This is a genomic window from Candidatus Saganbacteria bacterium (assembly GCA_016223245.1).
In the GTDB taxonomy this organism is placed as follows: domain Bacteria; phylum Margulisbacteria; class WOR-1; order XYC2-FULL-46-14; family XYC2-FULL-37-10; genus JACRPL01.
In genome coordinates this window covers 47,735-66,967 of the sequence record JACRPL010000021.1, presented here as the reverse complement: position 1 = coordinate 66,967, position 19,233 = coordinate 47,735, and the positions used below count along the sequence as shown (strand labels likewise).

At 40.6% G+C, this 19,233-nt stretch carries 16 protein-coding genes; 10 read left to right on the top strand and 6 right to left on the bottom strand.

Features of this window, described 5'->3' with window-relative positions:
• The first annotated feature begins 133 nt into the window (after window positions 1-133).
• From HZC34_07600 to polA, 7 genes are all read left to right on the top strand, one after another.
• The gene (locus HZC34_07600) at window positions 134-3,409 is read left to right on the top strand and encodes a hypothetical protein (GenBank protein ID MBI5701683.1); all 3,276 of its coding nucleotides are present in this window, start codon (window positions 134-136) and stop codon (window positions 3,407-3,409) included.
• A gap of 2 nt (window positions 3,410-3,411) precedes the next feature.
• A complete protein-coding gene (locus HZC34_07595; protein ID MBI5701682.1) occupies window positions 3,412-4,014 on the top strand; it encodes a DUF3228 family protein in 603 nt (200 codons plus the stop codon).
• A gap of 564 nt (window positions 4,015-4,578) precedes the next feature.
• A complete protein-coding gene (rpsB, locus tag HZC34_07590) occupies window positions 4,579-5,448 on the top strand; it encodes a 30S ribosomal protein S2 (GenBank protein ID MBI5701681.1) in 870 nt (289 codons plus the stop codon).
• Window positions 5,449-6,051: a translation elongation factor Ts gene (gene tsf, locus HZC34_07585; protein ID MBI5701680.1), complete on the top strand. Its 603-nt coding sequence runs from the start codon at window positions 5,449-5,451 to the stop codon at window positions 6,049-6,051. It abuts the gene before it with no gap.
• A 297-nt stretch (window positions 6,052-6,348) separates the two neighbouring features.
• Window positions 6,349-6,678, top strand: a complete 330-nt coding sequence (locus HZC34_07580) for a nucleotidyltransferase domain-containing protein (GenBank protein ID MBI5701679.1) — start codon at window positions 6,349-6,351, stop codon at window positions 6,676-6,678.
• Window positions 6,662-7,063: a HEPN domain-containing protein gene (locus HZC34_07575; protein ID MBI5701678.1), complete on the top strand. Its 402-nt coding sequence runs from the start codon at window positions 6,662-6,664 to the stop codon at window positions 7,061-7,063. The genes HZC34_07580 and HZC34_07575 overlap by 17 nt, the downstream gene beginning before the upstream one ends.
• On the top strand, window positions 7,064-9,844 hold the full coding sequence (polA, locus tag HZC34_07570; protein MBI5701677.1) for a DNA polymerase I: 2,781 nt from the start codon (window positions 7,064-7,066) through the stop codon (window positions 9,842-9,844).
• 6 nt (window positions 9,845-9,850) lie between these two features.
• Here the strand turns inward: polA and HZC34_07565 are convergent, their stop codons facing one another.
• On the bottom strand, window positions 9,851-10,609 hold the full coding sequence (locus HZC34_07565; protein MBI5701676.1) for a hypothetical protein: 759 nt from the start codon (window positions 10,607-10,609) through the stop codon (window positions 9,851-9,853).
• A gap of 174 nt (window positions 10,610-10,783) precedes the next feature.
• Here HZC34_07565 and HZC34_07560 point away from each other — a divergent pair, with 174 nt between their 5' ends.
• The 3 genes from HZC34_07560 to HZC34_07550 are packed head-to-tail and all read left to right on the top strand — an operon-like array spanning window position 10,784 to window position 15,302.
• Window positions 10,784-11,056 carry a hypothetical protein gene (locus HZC34_07560; GenBank protein ID MBI5701675.1) on the top strand — a complete coding sequence of 91 codons (273 nt, stop codon included), beginning with the start codon at window positions 10,784-10,786 and terminating at the stop codon, window positions 11,054-11,056.
• Window positions 11,056-12,429 carry a TldD/PmbA family protein gene (locus tag HZC34_07555; GenBank protein ID MBI5701674.1) on the top strand — a complete coding sequence of 458 codons (1,374 nt, stop codon included), beginning with the start codon at window positions 11,056-11,058 and terminating at the stop codon, window positions 12,427-12,429. The genes HZC34_07560 and HZC34_07555 overlap by 1 nt, the downstream gene beginning before the upstream one ends.
• A gap of 35 nt (window positions 12,430-12,464) precedes the next feature.
• Window positions 12,465-15,302 (top strand): RNA polymerase sigma factor RpoD/SigA, encoded by a 2,838-nt coding sequence (locus HZC34_07550; protein ID MBI5701673.1) that lies wholly within the window; start codon window positions 12,465-12,467, stop codon window positions 15,300-15,302.
• On the opposite strand, the gene metF is transcribed toward HZC34_07550, so the two are convergent.
• Genes metF through HZC34_07525 form a run of 5 tightly spaced genes read right to left on the bottom strand, consistent with a single transcriptional unit; the run spans window position 15,292 to window position 19,198 of the window.
• Window positions 15,292-16,158 carry a methylenetetrahydrofolate reductase [NAD(P)H] gene (gene metF, locus HZC34_07545; protein MBI5701672.1) on the bottom strand — a complete coding sequence of 289 codons (867 nt, stop codon included), beginning with the start codon at window positions 16,156-16,158 and terminating at the stop codon, window positions 15,292-15,294. The genes HZC34_07550 and metF overlap by 11 nt on opposite strands.
• A 12-nt stretch (window positions 16,159-16,170) precedes the next feature.
• Window positions 16,171-17,721: a lysine--tRNA ligase gene (gene lysS / locus HZC34_07540; protein ID MBI5701671.1), complete on the bottom strand. Its 1,551-nt coding sequence runs from the start codon at window positions 17,719-17,721 to the stop codon at window positions 16,171-16,173.
• Window positions 17,702-17,881, bottom strand: a complete 180-nt coding sequence (locus HZC34_07535) for a hypothetical protein (GenBank protein MBI5701670.1) — start codon at window positions 17,879-17,881, stop codon at window positions 17,702-17,704. The genes lysS and HZC34_07535 overlap by 20 nt, the downstream gene beginning before the upstream one ends.
• Entirely contained in the window at window positions 17,878-18,420 is a 543-nt protein-coding gene (locus HZC34_07530; protein ID MBI5701669.1) for a nucleotidyltransferase, read from the bottom strand. The genes HZC34_07535 and HZC34_07530 overlap by 4 nt, the downstream gene beginning before the upstream one ends.
• Window positions 18,404-19,198: a type III pantothenate kinase gene (locus HZC34_07525; protein ID MBI5701668.1), complete on the bottom strand. Its 795-nt coding sequence runs from the start codon at window positions 19,196-19,198 to the stop codon at window positions 18,404-18,406. The genes HZC34_07530 and HZC34_07525 overlap by 17 nt, the downstream gene beginning before the upstream one ends.
• Window positions 19,199-19,233: the final 35 nt, after the last annotated feature.

Here is a 19,233-nt window from a genome sequence, read left to right as displayed (position 1 = left end):
GGTGGGGGCTGTCGATATATATGCGGGCCAAAGAGAAAAAGATAATCCATGGGAAAATGGGTTGATTTTTCAGAGGTCTCATAGTAAGCGAGATGATCATGATAGCTAGGAAAACAATGGAGGAAAATACCAGGTGAATATTCAAGTAGTTGGCCCAACCGCACAAAAATTGACCCCTTTAGCCCTAATGCAAAAATCACATTTGGCTCCCTTAATGCATAGCGCAAGTGCTTTGCTGGCATTAAAAAAACATGCTTTTAGCGAAGCTGCATTAGCAACTGTTGCACTTGAAACAGATCTTCGCGCTAGCATATTACAAGGAAATTTATCGCCTCAAGAATTAGAATTGCGAAACCTTAGCCTTGTAACAATGAGAATCGGCAGATCGAAAACTGCAGTCGTTTTGGTCGATCGCAGGGATTTTGGGCGAAATAATATTGATGTATTTTTCTGTGGAGCAGTATATTCATTGGATCTTTCAGGCGTTTCGAACCCTGCTGCATGCGCAATGGCTGTTAGCCAACCTTCTCAATCTCTTGCCGGACAGCGCACGATCATTGACTCAAAACCAGAAGCTTTATTTGTAGACACAAGCGATATTGATAAATTAGTCCCAATAATTGCGGATAATCTTGAACAAGGGATATTAATGTCTATGGTTACCTTACGATATAATATTGATTTTGATAAAAATATTGGTGAACCGGTTGCTGCTATATTAAAGAATCGCGGGATGAACGGAGAAACAATTCAGAAGCGATTGGCAGAATTAAAGGATTTCCTTTTCCTGCCGCATAAAGATACTACGCAAACAAAAGAAATAATGGAAGCAACCGAAAAACTTGAAACACTTCAAAGGGAATCCTTAAACGGCCGAAAAATTAAAGTTTATTCCGATTGTTATGCGTTTATTGAACAGTGGCTGTTATGTAATCCTGGATTGGCGCTTTATTTAAGCGAAGGGCAGAAAAAAATATTACTAGAAGCTTCGGACCTATCTGATCTTCAGAAAGGATCCGTCCGTTCCGATGGCGGAAAACTTATGCTATTGCTTGAAGAAATGTATTCTTTGGAAAGGGGTAAATTCCTCGAGATCAAAGATTATCATACAAGTTGCGCAGCCGCATTCCCCGTGTTAAGAGATAATGTATTTTCAGATCTTTGCCGCATACTTGATAGCCTAGAACATGAAGCGACCCTCCCTAATGGTTATTTGGCGATTTACAGAGGAGCGCGGGAAGTATTGGAAAGAGAAGTCGAATATTTAGCTCAAGCGATAAATGATTCAAACAACACAAGCGTTGAAATTCGAGGAAATACCATTATTGTGAAACATCCTTGGAGAGGGGATGTTGAATGGAAAAAAGTTGTCAGTCGCAGGGGGATATATGCGTTCATGGAAGGGTATAACCGAAAAAGGGCCGCGAAGGACCAGATACATCTTGCCATCTCATATGACGCTGAATGCAATATGGGATATGAATATATGGTCGGGATCGACCCGAATTCTTCGCTTGAAGTCGAGATAGACCTTACAAATTTATGGGAAAAGTTAGGCCAAGAGGAAAAGAAAAAGAGAGCAACACTGGGCTTTTCGGAGCTGCGAAAGGGTTGGGGCGGATTTTCAAAGGCGGGAGGATCTCCTATGTTCCCAAAAGAGCTTCCGGCAGAACAAAGAAAAACATCGCTTTCAATTGACGATATTGTATCTGCTATCGGCAGAATGCCTGTTATCGAAAACGTGCGCCAAGGGGTCGCAATGTATCGCAGGCATTCATTGAATTTGCCTGAATATCTTATCCCCAGAATCCCAAAAGCCGCATTGGACCTATTGGATGAAGGTAAATTTGTTTCAATTGAATTGCATCATGGCCCGCTTTCTACAAGCATGCAATATATCACCGATAAACGTTCACAATTGGAGCGGCTTGCGGTAGAAAGAACAGAAGACGGCGTTAAGCAGCATTGGTATAGGGTAAAAGGGACTAATCAATTTATTGTTGTTAATATTCTTGGCGAAACAAAATTGATGCATATGAGGCTGTATCTAACTTATGCGGGATTATCCGTTGAAAAAATATACCATCATGTCTATTCTGAAGATTATATGGTGGACGCCAAAAATTTGATTGCCGCAACCAAAAGCAAAAACAATGGCAAATTCCCAAAAATGGTAGTTGTTGGTCCAGGGGGAACGATAAGCTATATTTTAGCAGAGAGGATAAATGCCGCAAGAGTATTAGCTGCTTTCCTTAAACCAGGGTTGAAAGGCGAAGAATTGCTTAATGAAGTTGAGGCAGATCTAAGCCGAGCAGTTAATATGAAATTGGAGGAATTGGCGGCAAACCTTGATTATGGCTCGTTTACAAAAAACAATCCAAAAATACCGGCGCAAGAGATGAAAAATGTATTTATTAAGAGAATAAAACAATGCTTAAAACTTCTTGCGGAATTTGGTATTATTTTAATTGAAAGCTATGAAACTGCTCAAAATGAAGAGATAGAACAAGCTATCCCAAATATTCAAGCTGAGATCAGAGTGCTTACGCCAAAAATCATTGGACAAATTTTTGATGATAAAACGAATTTGACGGCGGCTTTTTCACTAGATCCTGAAGAAATAATGCTTAATCCTAACCTTGCTGCAAGGCTATTGGCGCTTAGAGACAAGCTTGAAGGCGTTTATGCGAAGCTTGGGATGAATAGAAACCCTCCTTTTATATTGCCAGAGAAGTTGAAACCGGAAAGCATGAAAGCCCGCGTGCCTAATGATGTTTACCAGGCAAGTTTAATAAGATTGCCGGGGAAAGCGCCATTCCTTATGGTAACAATTCCTTTTGGGAGCTTATCAGGTTATTTAGGGCAAGCAGTTGCCGAAGAGAATGTCGAAAATGTGACGTTTTTTGGAAATGGCGGTTTTATCGCCGGAGCGGGCCAAAATCAAACAGAAATAAATGTCGGGGATCTATTTGTCCCAAGTACGATGCTTGAAGAAAAAGGAGAGGCTAATGGCTTTGTCAATGATGTTGTTTCCTATGCTTTAGCTCAAAGGCAAGAAGTTGTTGATTTGGCTGGAGGCACAGATAGTAAAGCAGGAGATAGTGCCATAAGATTTGTCCTGACAACACATGCGGGCTATGTAGATTCTCCTTTACAAGAACATGATGCTTTTCTTGCGGACCTTATGGGAAGAAAGGCAACTTCTGTTGAACTTGAAATGGGGCCGCTTGTTAGAGGTCTTGGCGCTAAGCCATCTTTGTCAGTTTCAATGATGGGTTATTTTTCGGATATCCCAGGGAAAGAAGGGGAAACGTTGGCTGATGCAGAACTAGGGACGAACCCTAGGATCCTTAGGGCAAAAGAACAAATGGGAACATACTTGTTGTCGCAATTATCAAGGAGGAGATAAAAATGGATGTTGCCGCTGGAAATATGATAAAAATTGGAATGACCCAGTTTGCTGCAGGAAGGCATTTTAACCCGGAATTTCCTGGAACAAAAATTGGTAATATAGATTCTAATGCTTTTACGAATAAAGCGAACCAATTGGCTCAAGGAAAATCGCTAACGCCAGGTTATGTCTCTTTTTGCGCGCATTTATTTCTTGAGAACTTTACGGATGCAAGAGCCGGGGTCGTTGAAATAACGGCTGCCAATGAAAAATTTATTAAAACGGGTTATGTTGCGCGCAAGACGGAAGAGCTTCCAGTACTTACAAGATGGTTCGATTCAGCTGATGTTGTCCCTCCCAAGGCGCCGTATTTAGATATCATTCTTTATACAAGTGAAGAACTTAAAACTGAAGGCGAGGCAATTGATCCAGCTGATTCCAATTGGGGAATCATTTCAATTAATGGCATTACAGGCTGCAAAGAAGAACCGATGCTGCCGATTACGATTTTAAGAAATGGTTTGGGAATAGACTTTGGAGGAGTTGCGAATCCTGTGCCAATTGATCTTAAAGCATATGCGCGAGCCGTTGCATTTTGGTCCAGAATGGCTTTAGTTAAATAATCCTACCTTTTTAATGCCCCAAGTGAAGTGGTCGGGTTTGTCAAGACCAATTCCTTGCTACAATTAAGATAGAAAACCTCACTCATTAAAGGCTGGACTTCATAGCCTTCAACGATCCCTCCGCAGTAAACCTGCCAAGGAGTTTTGTTATCAAGCGACTGATGGAACCTTTCCTTATTGTCTGGTAGCCTGGACAGGATATTGGAAGAAAGGAAAGATGAGTATTTTGACGAAGAAGGGAAAAAACAAAAAAATGAGGAAAAAAAAGATTGTCGGCAAAATGATCAATCCTTTTTTGCCCGGCAGGATATCCTGCCGAGCGCAGGTTTGAGGAATATGAAATCGTGATGAAAGGAGAACGCTATAAGATCGAGCCAAGGCAGGCAGATTTAAAAAACAACCATATTAATTGCTATATTTTTTATCTTGCAAATTTTTCGGAGCTCTCTATGTTATTATCGTCCAATCCCGTCCAAATTTCATTGGCAAAAAAGCCAATTCTGTGATAAAATTATTGTTTGTCTGCTTGAAAAACTATAGACCTAATAATTTAAGGAGGAAGCAATGCCAGTAGTAACCATGAAAGAGTTGCTCGAAGCGGGGGTTCATTTCGGGCACCAAAGTAAACGTTGGAATCCAAAAATGGGAAAGTATATTTATTCGTCGAGAAATAACATCCATGTTATCGACCTTCACAAGACCATTCCGTTGATCGAAAAAGCATGTGATTTCATCAAGAACGCGGTAAAAGACAACGGTACTGTTTTATTTGTAGGAACAAAGAAACAAGCCCAGGACGCTATCGAAGAAGAAGCAAAACGCTGCGGCATGTTCTATGTCAGGGACAGATGGCTTGGCGGAACACTCACCAATTTCAAAACATTAAAGAAGAACATCGTCCGTATGAAAGAAATTGAAAAAATGAAGACTGACGGCACTTATGAAAAGTTACCGAAAAAAGAAGTTGCAGGTATTGAACGAGAATACGGGAAGCTAGTCCGAGGCCTTGGCGGTATCCGTGAAATGGTCAATCCTCCAAGCGTCATATTTATCGTAGACTCGCAAAAAGAAGCAACGGCGATCGCCGAAGCAAAAAGGCTAGACATCCCAGTTGTCGCTGTAGTCGATACAAACTGCGATCCTGATGTTGTCGACTTCCCTATTCCGGCAAATGACGACGCTATCCGCTCGATCAAGTTATTGACAGCAATCGTCGCTGAAGCAGTTATTGCAGGCCGTGAAATGGGCAAACCGATCGAAGAAAGAACTATAGAAATTGCCGTTCCCGCGGAAGAAGGAGAAGCAAAGCCTGCCGAAACAGAAGAAACCACCATGGAAGAAGCTATGATGTTAAGCGAAGAAGAAAGGCTGGCGGAACTTGCTCCTAAAGTATTGGTCAAAGAAAAAGAAACCGAAGAAAGGGTTGGATTTTAAATGGGCGACATCACAACTGAAATAATCGTACAGCTAAGGGAAAAGACAGGCTGCGGGATGATGGATTGCAAGAAAGCTTTGGTCGAGACCAAAGGCAACATTGATCAAGCTGTCGATCTTTTGAGGCAAAAAGGTTTGGCATCTGTTGCCAAACGCGCGAAACGTGTTGCCGCACAAGGGATTATCAACTCTTACATACATATGGGTGGAAAACTTGGAGTATTGCTCGAACTCAATTGCGAAACGGATTTCGTCGCCAAGAATTCCGATTTCCATAATTTCGCAAAAGACGTCTCGATGCAAATAGCCGCGCAGAATCCGCAATATATCACAAGAAGCGAAGTTCCCGAAGCCTCGATAGAACATGAGAAAGAAGTATTGCTCAAACAGGCAGAAACGGAAAAGAAGCCTGCGGCCGCCATGGAAAAGATCATGATCGGACGCCTCGAGAAGTTTTACGAAGAAGTATGCTTAATGGACCAGGCTTTTATCAAGGATCCAAAAGTCAAGATAAAGGACCTTTTAGGCGAACTATCCGCAAAGATCGGCGAAAACATCGTTGTAAGGCGATTTACAAGATACCAACTAGGCGAGAAGTCGTAATCTATTTTGTGATAAAATAGGTTCAATGCCTAAAGCAATTCTTATCGACGGCAACTCGCTTGCCTATCTCGCTTTTTACGCGCTTCCAGACACACAGCAGTCTCTTTAAAGTTGGCCGATTTCCTCGGATCAGGTTTGTGAAAACTGGAACCTAAAATTTCTGACATAATTTTTCACCTCCTATTTATATTCCGACGCTCTGATCTTCTGATATTCTGTTTTTTTATTCTACCCCCCCCCAGAAAATGTCAATGCTATTTTATGTTTCATGCTATAATATTCACAAGGCAAACAACTATGACAAAGCAACGACTTTTTAAGCGGCAGCTAACAAAAGTAATTAAAACTGCGGCGGAGAGTATAAAACCGGAAAAGGTTATTCTTTTTGGATCATATGCTTATGGAAATCCCAACAAAGATAGCGATGTTGATTTATTGTTCATAAAAGATACAAGGTTGAAAGGTATGAAGCGTTATTCATGGGCAACTCGACACATCGAGCATCTTTTTCCAATGGACATCTTAATCAAAACTCCTAGTGAAGTAAAAAAACGACTTAAAATGGGAGATCCTTTTTATCATGAAATAATAAATAAGGGCAAAGTCTTATATGATTCATCCAAGTAAATCCTTGGTTATTGAGTGGGAGGATAAGGCTGAGGGAGACTTAGAAGCCGCGTTAACATTAAATAAAAACAAAAGCAAAAAGAAAACATTCTATATCATTGCTTTCCATTGCCAGCAAGCAATCGAAAAATACCTAAAAACATTACTTCTCAGCCATGAGATATTATTCCCTAAAACACATGACCTAATTGAATTATTAAAACTGCTCCAGCCAAAAGACCCATTTTTGTATGGAATATATTCTGAATTCAAGATATTAAATCCCTATGCCGTTGGTTTTAGGTATCCAGGAGAAGACATTACCTCGGAAGAATTAAAAAAAGTTATTAAGACAACAAAGAAATTAGCCCTGTTATTAAAAAAACGAATTAAAGAGTTTTTATAATTGGTCAAATCTTTATACAACCCTAAAGCAATCCTGATCGACGGCAACTCGCTTGCCTACCGCGCTTTTTATGCGCTTCCAGACACCATGAAGAACTCCGAAGGCATAGTAACTAATGCCATATATGGCTTCACTTCGATGATCCTAAAGCTTGTCGAGGAAAAACCGGATTATATTGCAGTCGCTTTCGACAGGAAAGAACCGACCTTCCGCCATATAAAATACAAAGAATACAAGGGAACAAGAGATAAAGCGCCTCCCACCCTCCATCCTCAATTTCCGTATATAAAAGAACTGGTCGAAGACCTAAATATCCCGATCTATGAATTAGTAGGCTTTGAAGCCGACGATCTCATAGGAACTTTGGCCAAGAAGGCAGAAAAAGAAGGCTTTGAAGTAGAAATAGTAACAGGCGACAGCGACGCATTACAGCTTGTAACAGAGAAAATAAAAGTAATGACTACCAGGAAAGGGATCTCCGACATAGTTATCTATGACGAAAAAGCAGTTGAGGAAAGATATGGCCTCAAACCAAACCAATTAATTGATTTTAAAGCTTTAAAAGGCGATACATCTGACAATGTCCCGGGAATGCCCGGGATCGGAGATAAAACAGCCGCTGAACTATTAAAAAAATATCATACACTTGATAATTTATTAGCTCATGCCAAAGATATCGAAAAGCCAAAGCTTCGCGAAACATTATTGAACGAACAAGAAAAAGCGCATTTGAGCAAAATGCTGGTAACGATTATAACTGACGTACCACTCGAAACCGATTTCACATCAACTCAAACCCCGGACTGGGAAAAAGTCATTAAATTCTTCGAACGAATGGAATTCAAGACTCTGATAAACAAATACAAGGAGCATCAAACCCCCAATCTATTCGACAAGGTTGAGACAAAAAGGAAAGAAATTTCGAAATTCAACTTCAAGCTAATTGATAATGATAATCATTATCAAAACCTAATCCATAAATTAAAAGAATGCGAGTCTTTTGCCTTTGATACCGAGACAGACAGCCTCAATACTTTCAAAGCAAATCTTATAGGTATATCTTTTTCAATTGACGAAAGCGAAGCTTTTTATTTGCCTTTTGGGCACAAGGTGGAACCTGCGAGTGAACCCTGCCTGCCGGTAGGCACGGCTCGCGGTTCCAAAAGCATTAACCGCGGCGTTCAGCCGCAAGTTAATATTAAAATGGCATTAACTGCGCTAAAACCGATTTTTGAAGATAAAACCAAGCTCAAGATCGGACATAATTTAAAGTACGACGTCGAGGTGATGAAAAAATACGATATTGAAGTATCGTCACCCTATTTCGACACCATGGTAGCCGCATATTTGATCGACCCGACTATCGGCAGGTATAGTTTAAAGAAAGTCGGCGCGCAGTATCTTGGCCGAACAGAAATGATAAACTTCGATGAACTTGGGTCTGAAGGCAACTTCGCAACAGTTCCGATAGATGTCGCGAAAGATTACGCATGTTCGGATGCCGATGTGACTCGCGGGTTAAAAGAAGTCTTTGAGAAAACTCTCAAGTCGGAAAATATGGAGGATGTCTTTAACAAAATTGAGATGCCATTGCTTGATGTGTTGATCAAAATGGAAGAGACAGGTGTTTTCATCGATGCCAAATACTTAAAGAAACTTAGCCAAGAGATCGAACTTGCAATGAAAGATCTTGAGCGGCACATCTTTGCCATATGCGGAGAAGTTTTCAATTTGAACTCTCCAAAGCAATTGGCTGTAGTTTTATTTGAGAAACTAAAGCTGCCCATAATTAAGAAAACAAAAACAGGCGCTTCAACAGATGCGGAAGTATTGGAAGAATTGTCCGGCCAATTTGAGATCGCTGAAAAACTTCTGGAATATCGAGGATTGAACAAACTCAAATCAACCTACGTTGATACTTTGCCGGAACTAATAAATAAAGAAACCGGACGCGTTCATGCAAATTTCAACCAAACGATCACTGCGACAGGCAGGTTATCGAGCTCAAATCCAAATATGCAGAATATTCCCGTAAAATCCGAACTTGGAAAAAGAGTAAGAGAAGCATTTGTCCCGCAAAATAAAGGATATAAGATAATTGCGGCCGATTATTCTCAAATTGAATTAAGGGTTCTCGCGCATCTTTCACAAGATGAAAAATTTATTGAGGCTTTCAAATTGGATGAAGATATCCATACTGCAACGGCTGCCGATATCTTCAATGTACCTCTTGATAAAGTTACAAAAGAAATGAGATCAAGCGCTAAAACAGTTAATTTTGGGATCATTTACGGGATATCCGGTTTTGGCTTGGCTAAAAGTTTAAAGATCAAAAGAACGGAAGCCGAGCAATTTATTGAAAAATATTTCAAAAGATATCCCGGCATAAAGGCTTTTATAGAAAAAACTATTAAAGATGCTAAAGATACAGGATTTGTAACAACGATGCTTGGGCGAAAACGCCCCCTACCCGATATTAATTCTCCCAATCAAGGAATGAGAGGTTTTGCCGAGAGAACGGCTATAAATACTCCAGTCCAAGGAACCGCAGCCGATATGATAAAGTTAGCGATGGTAAATATCCATCGCAAATGTCAAATGTCAAGTGTCAAATGTCAAATGATCCTGCAGGTCCACGACGAATTGGTCTTCGAAGTCCCGAATTCTGAAGTCGATAAAGTTAAAAAGATCATCCAAGATGAAATGCAGAATGCCTTAAAGCTTTCTGTCCCTCTAAAAATTGATATTGGAGTTGGGGAGAACTGGGCGGAAGCGAAGTGAGCTGGACTAAATGCCGCCAAATACACTCCAGCGCAAAAGTTCATCACCAGATAATTGTTCAACTTGTGTTTCAATAGAAGGAAGGCCTCCCTTTGGTTCAATAGCTCTTATTATCCTATCAAGTCTAGTCCAGTCATCCTGGCTGAAATATATCGCTTCGCGTTGGTCAACATCAACGACCAGTTTTGGATCATGCAGCAATCGTAACGATGCCTCAACGTATTTTGCACGGCTTCCGAGATCAAGGTACTGGCTTGCAATTATGGCACGGTGCGCATAAGCACGATGGTTTGGAGCGTACGGTTCTATCATGAATTCATTTTGAAGGCGGCTGTCGAATTCGCCAGCCGGATATTCGCGCAAAATGATCGATGGGACATCCTCCTCTAAATACTTAAGGGTTGGATCGAGGTAAAATGTCTTGCCTTTAAGAAACACTTTTAAAAATGTCTGATGAAAGGATCTCGAAAGATCCTGCGGAGCAAATACCCCGACTGCTATTTCTATATGATCAATATTTGGCTTCAAAGTGTTGGACACCGGAAGATCATATCTTGCTCCAAGCACTCGCGATAACGCGAAAGCTGCATGCTGGCAAACATCCATTTTGCCCTTGCTGAAATAAAATATATGGAAAAGCAAAAGAAAACGGCTTTCGAGGCGCCCAATTCCATTTACAACATTTAGTACCATTCTCTGTTCAACTTTTCCAAGCCCTAAGGGTCTTAACTGCCCGGGTTTAATATATAAATTCGTATTGATCAATTTGTTTATCTCTTACTGAGACCTCTGAAAAATCAACCCATTTTCCCATGGATTATCTTTTTCTTTTTGGCCCGCATATATATCGTCAAAAACACTAGATAATTGCAGCAGGCGAAAGAAGAATTAAAATTTCATGTTGCAATTAATAAGCTGGATATATATAATATTCTTAATATGGTAATCACAAAAAAAGACATTGAAAACATTATTATTAAGTTTTCTGCAATATTTGCCACAAAACAGGAACTTCAAACCGGTCTTAATAGCTTAAAATCAGAATTAAAAAACGATATCCTCACAAGCCAAGATAAAATAATGAAAAAACTTGAAGATCTGTCCATTGAACAAAAGATGTCATATGCTCAATCCCGCCGACAAGAAGTCAAGCTTGAGAACCATGAAGAAAGAATCAAACATATAGAAGAAAAAGTCTTAACCTCTAACTGATGCTTTCTCTCAATAATCTTGAAGAAATTCTATCTACCGCCCTCAAAAACGGCGGGGATCTCGCCGAGGTCTTTATTGAAGAATCGAACGCGACAACCGTTTCCTGCGAAGATAATAAAATAGAAAAGATAATCTCAGGCACGGATATTGGCGCAGGTATCCGCCTTATTTCAAATAAAGAAGTTTCATACATAGCATCAACTGATACAAGTTATGAGGGGCTAATATCCGCCGCGCAGAAGATCGCTCAATCGATCAAAGGCGAACCAAAAAAAATAAAAGATATTGTTCCCAATATCCCTGAACAAATGAGTTCAATCCTTAAAAGGCCTAACCTGATCGTACTAGATGAAAAGATCGGCATGGTCGATATATTAAATAAAACCGCAAGATCGTTCGGCCCAAAGATAAAACAAGTAACAGTTAGATATTCCGACACAAACCAAGCGGTGACGATCGCTAATTCTGAAGGCATATATATAGAAGACAATCGCATCCGCTCAAGATATTTTATTAATGTCATAGCCGAAAAGAACGGAGTGCTCCAAACCGGATATGAAGCTCCTGGAGGATCTGTCGGTTTTGAACTATTTGATATTTATCCTCCGGCTGAAATGGCGGGTAAAGCTGCAAAAAGAGCTGTGCTTATGCTTGATGCGCCTCATGCTCCATCAGGCAAAATGATGGCGGTATTATCATCTGAAGCCGGCGGAACATTAATTCATGAAGCATGCGGACATTCGCTTGAAGCGGATTTTATTATGAAAGGAACATCTATTTTCAACGGGAAGCTTGGAAAATTCGTCGCAAGCCCGCTTATAACTGTAATTGACGACACTACCCTTCCTCAAAAATTTGGATCAGCTGCATTTGATGATGAAGGAACCCCTGCACAAAAGACCATTCTAATAGAGAATGGAATTCTAAAAGGATTTCTAAGCGATTGGTATACGGCAAGGGAACTTGGAATAAAATCATCGGGAAATGGGCGCCGGGAATCATTCAGGACAAAGCCTGTTCCTCGCATGACAAATACAATGATCGCTTCAGGCCATTCCGATCCTCAAGAGATAATTGATTCCGTAAAGAATGGAATATTAGTTATTCGAATAGGCGGCGGAGAAGTAAATGTCGCCAATGGCGATTTTGTTTTTGAAATAAATGAGGGCTATCTTATCGAGAACGGAAAAGTTACGCATCCAGTTCGTGGTGCAATTCTTACAGGGAACGGGCCTAGAGTTTTAGAAACTATTGATATGGTAGGATCCGACCTTGGCTTCCAGGTCGGCATCTGCGGCAAATATGACCATGTACCAGTGTCCGATGCCCAGCCTACTATTAGAATTCCCCAGATCGTTGTCGGCGGAAGATAACTGAAATCTGCCCCTAATTCTTTCGATATATATACATGGAACTTGTAAGATCAAGAGCCCCTCATACAAGCCCGCAGTTAACCGCAGTTAGAGTAAATGGTTGGAAATTCTCATTTTCGAGGTCTAATGGGACAAACAAAATGTTGGCGCGCGGTGGCTGCAATGTTTCATTTTCTTCTGGTTCAGGTTTAATGTTTATTGACAAAACAGGCGAAGCAAAGCTTGCAATCCCTGTTGACCGCCATGGAGCATTTTTAAGGATCGACGGGAGCCCTCTCGTTGTTAACGGAATCCCTGTAGATACGGTAAATGGGATTGGACAGAAAAAACCAGGAATAAACTTCTGGGAGGTAGCTCTTGGCTATGATGGGGCAATACTTAAAACTAGGCCTGAAATAACTGATCGAAATAACTTTTTTACGACTTTCATGGATGAAGCAAAACTTGGCATAGGATTTTCCGGACTTCTTCGGACCGAATCCGACGAATTGGGGATAGTTATGTTTGAACACGAAGGCAAACTGATCCCATATCCGACGGGAATCCGCGAAAAAACGGAAGTTCTCCTTGCCCCGCAAAGAATCGGAGAAGACATAATTCTGCTCATGTTTAATGCCAAAGATAATAGTTTTATTGGCGACCTTAACTTCGACCTAAAAAACTTCCTCTTCTATTTTATAAACCTAGGAATTACAAATTATTTTGTCGTTTCAAATAAAAAAGATTCGATATTTTCATCGGAAATATTTGGCATAAAGATTTTCTTTGCCGGGAGGCGAAGAAAAGAAAACGAAGTATTCAAGATAAGAATAAAAGATGGCTCCGTCTACCAGATATTTGCTGAAAACAGCAGTAAAAATCCTTTATCAATTACAAGGAAACATGACAAAGAAGGAAAAACTACAATCTTGATTGGCGGAGAGCAAATAGAAAAACATAAGTTAAAAGACGCTGAAGAAAAGATATTTACTAAAGTTTGCGCTGACTCAGTAAAGGGAAAAACTAGCTACTATATCTGCTTCGGTAAAAAACCTGTCATCCGAATTGGCGAAGAAATAGCCAAAAAACTTGGCTTGCAAGCAGGCGTTATGCTTGAAGTTGAAGCGATTGGAAATAAGGTTTGCGCACTTATCCACACAGATAAAAAAAACAACAGAACCGTTTTGCCTTTCGTATTGAATTGGGAATGGTCATGGGAAAAATTCACACTGGCAAACACTACTTTCTCATTTCTTGAAAAAGATAAATTGCACGGATACCGTCTGATCGAACAATTCAGTACAAGTGTCGCGAACAGCGTACAAAAGATCAAATTCGGCGATGTATTAATGTTTGTGACGCACAGGTGCCCATGGGAAATGAAGCCATTGCAGTTATCCCTTCTTGCTTTTGATGGGAAAGAAGTGCTATTTTTTACTGACGCGGCGAGGATGAGCCGAGATGAAAGGGAATTGTGCGAGCTTATCATTCGCGCAAGATCGGGTGAACAAGATCTAACGGTAGATAAGCCTATCTCGGGTGAAAAAGCAAAACAAGCGGCAGTGCATTTTGATTCTGCGGGAAAAAGTTTGCTTGATCCAGATGGTTTTAATAAGGCTTTTGAATTATACGCGGAAGCATATCGAGCGAATCCTTATGATTTTGAACTATTGAAAAAAGCTATGGAAGTAAAATCATCCGACCTTACAAGAGAAGCGCACTTAAAAAAAAGAAAAGAATACTATGAATGGCTCGTCCAAAACATAACAAGGTCCAACACAAGCGAACAGAATTTAATGGCGCTTGCCCAGTATTTCAATCAAGAAACACACAACTCGACAAGCATTGCTTATGCCCTTGAAGTTCTGTCGGGATTGGCGCATGGATATTACGGAAGCGATCCGTATCTTTTCCAAAATGCTTTCAGGCTCCTGCCTTCCTTGCTCGACTTTGACAAATTCACCGGAAAAAGAATGCTTCTGGCCTTAAAGGTATTATTTAACGACCCGAACTTATCCTATCTCACAAGGTGGGCCTTGTGCCACCCTACTCCGGGGAACGAGGCCATATTCAAAAGAATGAAGGTCGATAAATTTGGGATCCCCGAAGACGAAATGACTTCAATAAATTGGAATACAACAAAACGAATGCACCTGCCGGTAGATAATAGCGCTGACCTCTCCAGAAAAAATTGGGCCACTGTTAACGAAAATATGAGACTTGTTTACATGATGGCAAAGAAATATGTTGGAAGAGGATTGGATTTTGCCGACCTCGTACAAGAAGGTATTCTTGGCCTATATAGGGCTGTTGAATTGTACGAACCGGAAAAAGGAACTTTAGCCCATTATGGATGCATTTGGATCAAAGCAGAAATATTGCGTGCAATTGGGAATCAAGGGCGTACGATATGGATTTCAAACTATACTCAAGATATCATGAAAAAAATAAATCGCGCGGAATGCGAACTCCGGATCGCTTTCGAGCGGGAGCCGGAAGAGTCGGAAATTGCGGCATACCTCGAAATTCCTCTTGCAAAATTAAGAGGAATAAAAAAACAAACACAACAAACTTTATCTTTAAATGCGCCCAAATTAGATGGAGATGCTGAACTCGGAAGTGGGGTATCGGATCAATCGTCGCCAAACCCTGAAGCTGAAACAATGAAGAGGATGTTAAGTGAATCATTAAAAAAGGAACTGGTTACATCGCTCAAGGGCAAAGAAAGATTTGTGCTTGAACAAAGATTTGGATTGAATGGAAATATCGACCATACGTTCGAGGAAGTCGGTCAAATGCTTGGTCTAACAAGAGAAAGAATAAGACAGATCGAAGTTGCTGCATTTAATAAATTACGCCCATATATTTTAGAGTTAAGGGAATTTATCGAGTAAGATTTGAAATTATTTTCGATATCGGTCCTGATTGGTTCATAACAAAAAAATGAATACCGCAAGCTTTTGATTCTAGCAGCTCTTTGCATTGCTTTACCGCGCGATCGATCCCAAATTTTTCAACGGCGCATTGGTCATCCGCATATTCTTCCAACTGATTTAATTCTTCTTGAGGAATAGTCGCCCCGCAAATGCTTGTGATCTTTTTTACCTGTTTTAAATTTGTGATCGGCATAATTCCCGGGACAATCGGGATATTAATACCGGCTTTTTTGCATTGTTCAACAAAATCAAAGAAATATCTATTGTCGAAAAACATCTGGGTGACGATATATTGAGCGCCGGCTTCTATCTTTTCTTTTAGATATTTAATGTCCAATGTAAGATCTTTTGTTGATATATGCCCCTCTGGAAACCCGGCAACACCAACACAAAACTCAGGGTGATGATTTTTAATGAATAAAACAAGATCTTTTGCATATTTAAAACCGTTCTTTGGCGGCTCAAAAGAATCGTCACCCTCTGGAGGATCACCGCGTAAAGCAAGGATATTAAACACTTCCATAGCGGATAATTCGTCCAACTGGGATTTAATCGAGTCTTTTGTGGCGGCAATGCAGGTCAGGTGGACGACGGGCTCAATGCCAAATTCTTCTTTGATCATTTTTACCCATTTAAAAGTTTTCTCTCGTGTTGTCCCCATTGCGCCATAAGTTACAGATACAAAATCGGGATCGAATTTCTTAAGCTCGCCTAAAACCTTAAAGAGATTTGCTTCTTGTTCGAGGGTTTTTGGCGGAAAGAACTCGAAAGATATTGTCTGATAGCCTGGCTTAAATAGATCGATTACTTTCAACTTATACCCCCTCTATTTCTCCCCCTTACCAAGGGGGAGATTAAGTGGGGGTCGATCCAATACTTCAAGTTCTTCTTTTTTAGTCTGCGCGTTCTGGATCGGCTTCATATGAGGGAACAGGAGTACATCGCGGATCGTTGGTGAATTTGTCGCCAACATCACCAAACGGTCGACCCCAACGCCCAACCCTCCCGTTGGAGGCATTCCGTACTCTAACGCTCGGAGGAAATCTTCATCCATTGATTCGGCCTCGATATCCCCTGCCGCTTTGAGTTCTGCCTGTTTGGTAAATCTCTCGCGCTGATCGATCGGATCGTTCAATTCCGAGAAAGCGTTGGCTATCTCCATTCCGCAGACTATCAACTCGAATCTTTCGACTAACCTGTCGTTATCTCTTTTCTTCTTGGCTAATGGCGAAGTTTCAATTGGATAATCAATGATAAATGTCGGCTGGCGGAGGTTTGGCTCTACAAACTTGTCGTAAAGTTCATTTATTACTTTTCCGACACCAAGCTCCATCGCCCCTTCTATCCCATTAGTTTTTCCGATCTGTCGTATCTCTTCATCTGATTTGTTTGCTATATCGATATTCCCGTAATGCTTCAACACTTCAAGAAGAGGCATTCGTTTGAATGGAGGCGTAAAGTCAACTGGCTCCCCTCGAAATTCCAATTTGAGAGACCCAACAGCCTTCTGTAGCACTTCAACTATCATATCCTCTGTCATCTTCATTACAGCTTGGTAGTCAACATAAGTCTCGTACACTTCAAGCATTGTGTATTCAGGATTATGTTTAAATGACATTCCTTCATTCCTAAAAGCACGCCCTAATTCGAACACTTTTTCAAATCCGCCGACGATCAATCTTTTAAGATAAAGCTCTGGCGCTATTCTTAGGAAGAATGGCATATCGAGTGTGTCGTGGAAGGTTTCGAACGGCCTTGCGGCGGCTCCGCCCTGTAAAACGTGGAGTATAGGTGTTTCAACTTCCATAAAACCCTTTGTTTCAAGAAAGTTCCTTATATTAGAGATGATCTTTGACCGCTTTTTGAATGTATCTCGAGTTTCCGAATTAGTTATCAGATCAACATACCGCTCGCGGTAGCAAAGCTCTTTGTCAGTTAATCCATGCCATTTTTCTGGCAGCGGATGAAGGCTCTTGCAAAGAAGTGTCCAATCTTCTACACGAACAGTTGTTTCGCCGGTCTTTGTTTTAAAGACATGGCCTTTGACCCCGATGATATCTCCGATATCCAATTTTGAGTAAAAATCATATTTTTCGTTCAATACATCTTGTCTTGCGTATATTTGTATTTTCCCAGATTCATCTTGTATCGTCGCGAATGAGGCTTTGCCATGGCCGCGCTTAGTCATGATTCGGCCTGCAACCGACACAATGTCAGGGCTTTCTTGATGTTCCACAAGCGAATCAAAATTCTTTATGATCTCTTGCGCGGTTATGCTTCTATCATATTTATATGGGAATGGATTTATCCCCGCAGCTCGCAGGTCATCAAGTTTCTGTCGTCTAATTTTTAACAGATCACTTAGTTCTTCTGACATTTTGAAGATTTTTCTCCTTTAATTCCCGTATTTTAACAAGATCATCTTTTGACATGACTTTTCTGTAAAATTGGCTGGTCTTCTCCATCCATTCAAGCACATCTAAAGCAGAAAGCTTTTTAAATCTTTCAGAATTTGACCCTTGCCAATCGTATTTCATTCTCTTATTTCCTCCTCGTCATCCGGCAAGGCCTCCAAATTTTTAATATCGACAAGATCTTCCGGCCTTCCGGCCATTTTCTTTAGGGCGATCAGATGCTTTTTGCTCGGAACGAATATTTTCATTCCCTTTACATTAATAACTTTTTTTTCGGATTCCATCGCCTTATAATCCATCGGGTAATCGACAAATACATCGACAAGCTCATAATCCCTGTCCGGGTGGGTAAAAGCAAAAACCTTCATATTTTTTTCTTTTATCCATTGCTCTCTTTTTTTAGGATCTGCAAAATCCGACGGATCAACCGGTACTTTAGGCTTGTAGCCAAGCTCCAATAACACTTTGATGAATTTTGAAACATTTTCGGGGGCAAATTCAACGATCAGGTCAATATCCATAGTAAATCTTGGCGGGACTTTGTACATGGAAACAGCAAGCCCGCCGACTAAAAGATAATTAATTTTCTTTTCGTTAAGCTTCCTTAATATATCTTCGTAGTAGATGCGCCTATTTTGAAACCATTCAAATATCCAGTTCATAAGCTATTCCCATCAATCCTTTTAGAGTGAGATCCGTATCAATTATATCAATTCCTAAGGCGTATTTCGCTATAAATTTAGCATAGCCTCCAGTAGCCACAATTAGGATTTTAGATTTAGAATTTGTTTCGGATTTCGAATTTAGGATTTCGGATTTAATTCTTGAGATCATTCCCTCCACCAACGAAACATATCCATAAAGGATCCCTGATTGCATAGCGGAAATTGTTGAATCCCCTATTACTTTCTTTGGTGCTTTGATAGTTATCTTTGGTAGCTTCGCGGTCCTTTCGTGCAAAGCATCAACTGACATTTGGATGCCCGGAACAATAGTTCCGCCTAAATATTCCCCATTTTTTGAGATGACATCAAAAGTCGTAGCTGTCCCGAAATCGACGACAATTGCTGGCGTACCATACAATTTGCTTACAGCTAATGCATTAACCAGCCGATCCGCCCCAACCTCGGACGGATTTTTGACTTTTATTCTGATCCCGATATTTTTGTGGCTGATAAAGATCGCTTTTGGAAAAGCTTTTTTAATAAACTTATCAACTTTCGGGACGACAGATGAAACAATACAATCTAGCTCGGTTCGGAACCTGAGAATTAATTCTCGGTTCCTCACAATGTTGCTCTTTTTTGTAACCGCGAATTCATTCGCAGGTTCAAAAAAGTCCTTTAGGCTTTCCGTCTCCATCCGCCATTCCCTCTTAAGCCTTAAGCCTTCAAAAAGCCCAACACTTGTTGAAGTATTCCCGACATCGATAGCTAGCATTATCAATAAATTATAACATACGCTTGGATGTACCT

Coding starts and splice junctions, on each gene's coding strand:
- HZC34_07580 (MBI5701679.1), top strand. CDS start 6,349: ATGACAAAGCAACGACTTTTTAAGCGGCAGCTAACAAAAGTAATTAAA.
- HZC34_07525 (MBI5701668.1), bottom strand. CDS start 19,198: ATGCTAGCTATCGATGTCGGGAATACTTCAACAAGTGTTGGGCTTTTT.
- lysS (MBI5701671.1), bottom strand. CDS start 17,721: ATGTCAGAAGAACTAAGTGATCTGTTAAAAATTAGACGACAGAAACTT.
- HZC34_07595 (MBI5701682.1), top strand. CDS start 3,412: ATGGATGTTGCCGCTGGAAATATGATAAAAATTGGAATGACCCAGTTT.
- rpsB (MBI5701681.1), top strand. CDS start 4,579: ATGCCAGTAGTAACCATGAAAGAGTTGCTCGAAGCGGGGGTTCATTTC.
- HZC34_07575 (MBI5701678.1), top strand. CDS start 6,662: ATGATTCATCCAAGTAAATCCTTGGTTATTGAGTGGGAGGATAAGGCT.
- tsf (MBI5701680.1), top strand. CDS start 5,449: ATGGGCGACATCACAACTGAAATAATCGTACAGCTAAGGGAAAAGACA.
- HZC34_07555 (MBI5701674.1), top strand. CDS start 11,056: ATGCTTTCTCTCAATAATCTTGAAGAAATTCTATCTACCGCCCTCAAA.
- HZC34_07550 (MBI5701673.1), top strand. CDS start 12,465: ATGGAACTTGTAAGATCAAGAGCCCCTCATACAAGCCCGCAGTTAACC.
- HZC34_07535 (MBI5701670.1), bottom strand. CDS start 17,881: ATGAAATACGATTGGCAAGGGTCAAATTCTGAAAGATTTAAAAAGCTT.
- HZC34_07530 (MBI5701669.1), bottom strand. CDS start 18,420: ATGAACTGGATATTTGAATGGTTTCAAAATAGGCGCATCTACTACGAA.
- HZC34_07560 (MBI5701675.1), top strand. CDS start 10,784: ATGGTAATCACAAAAAAAGACATTGAAAACATTATTATTAAGTTTTCT.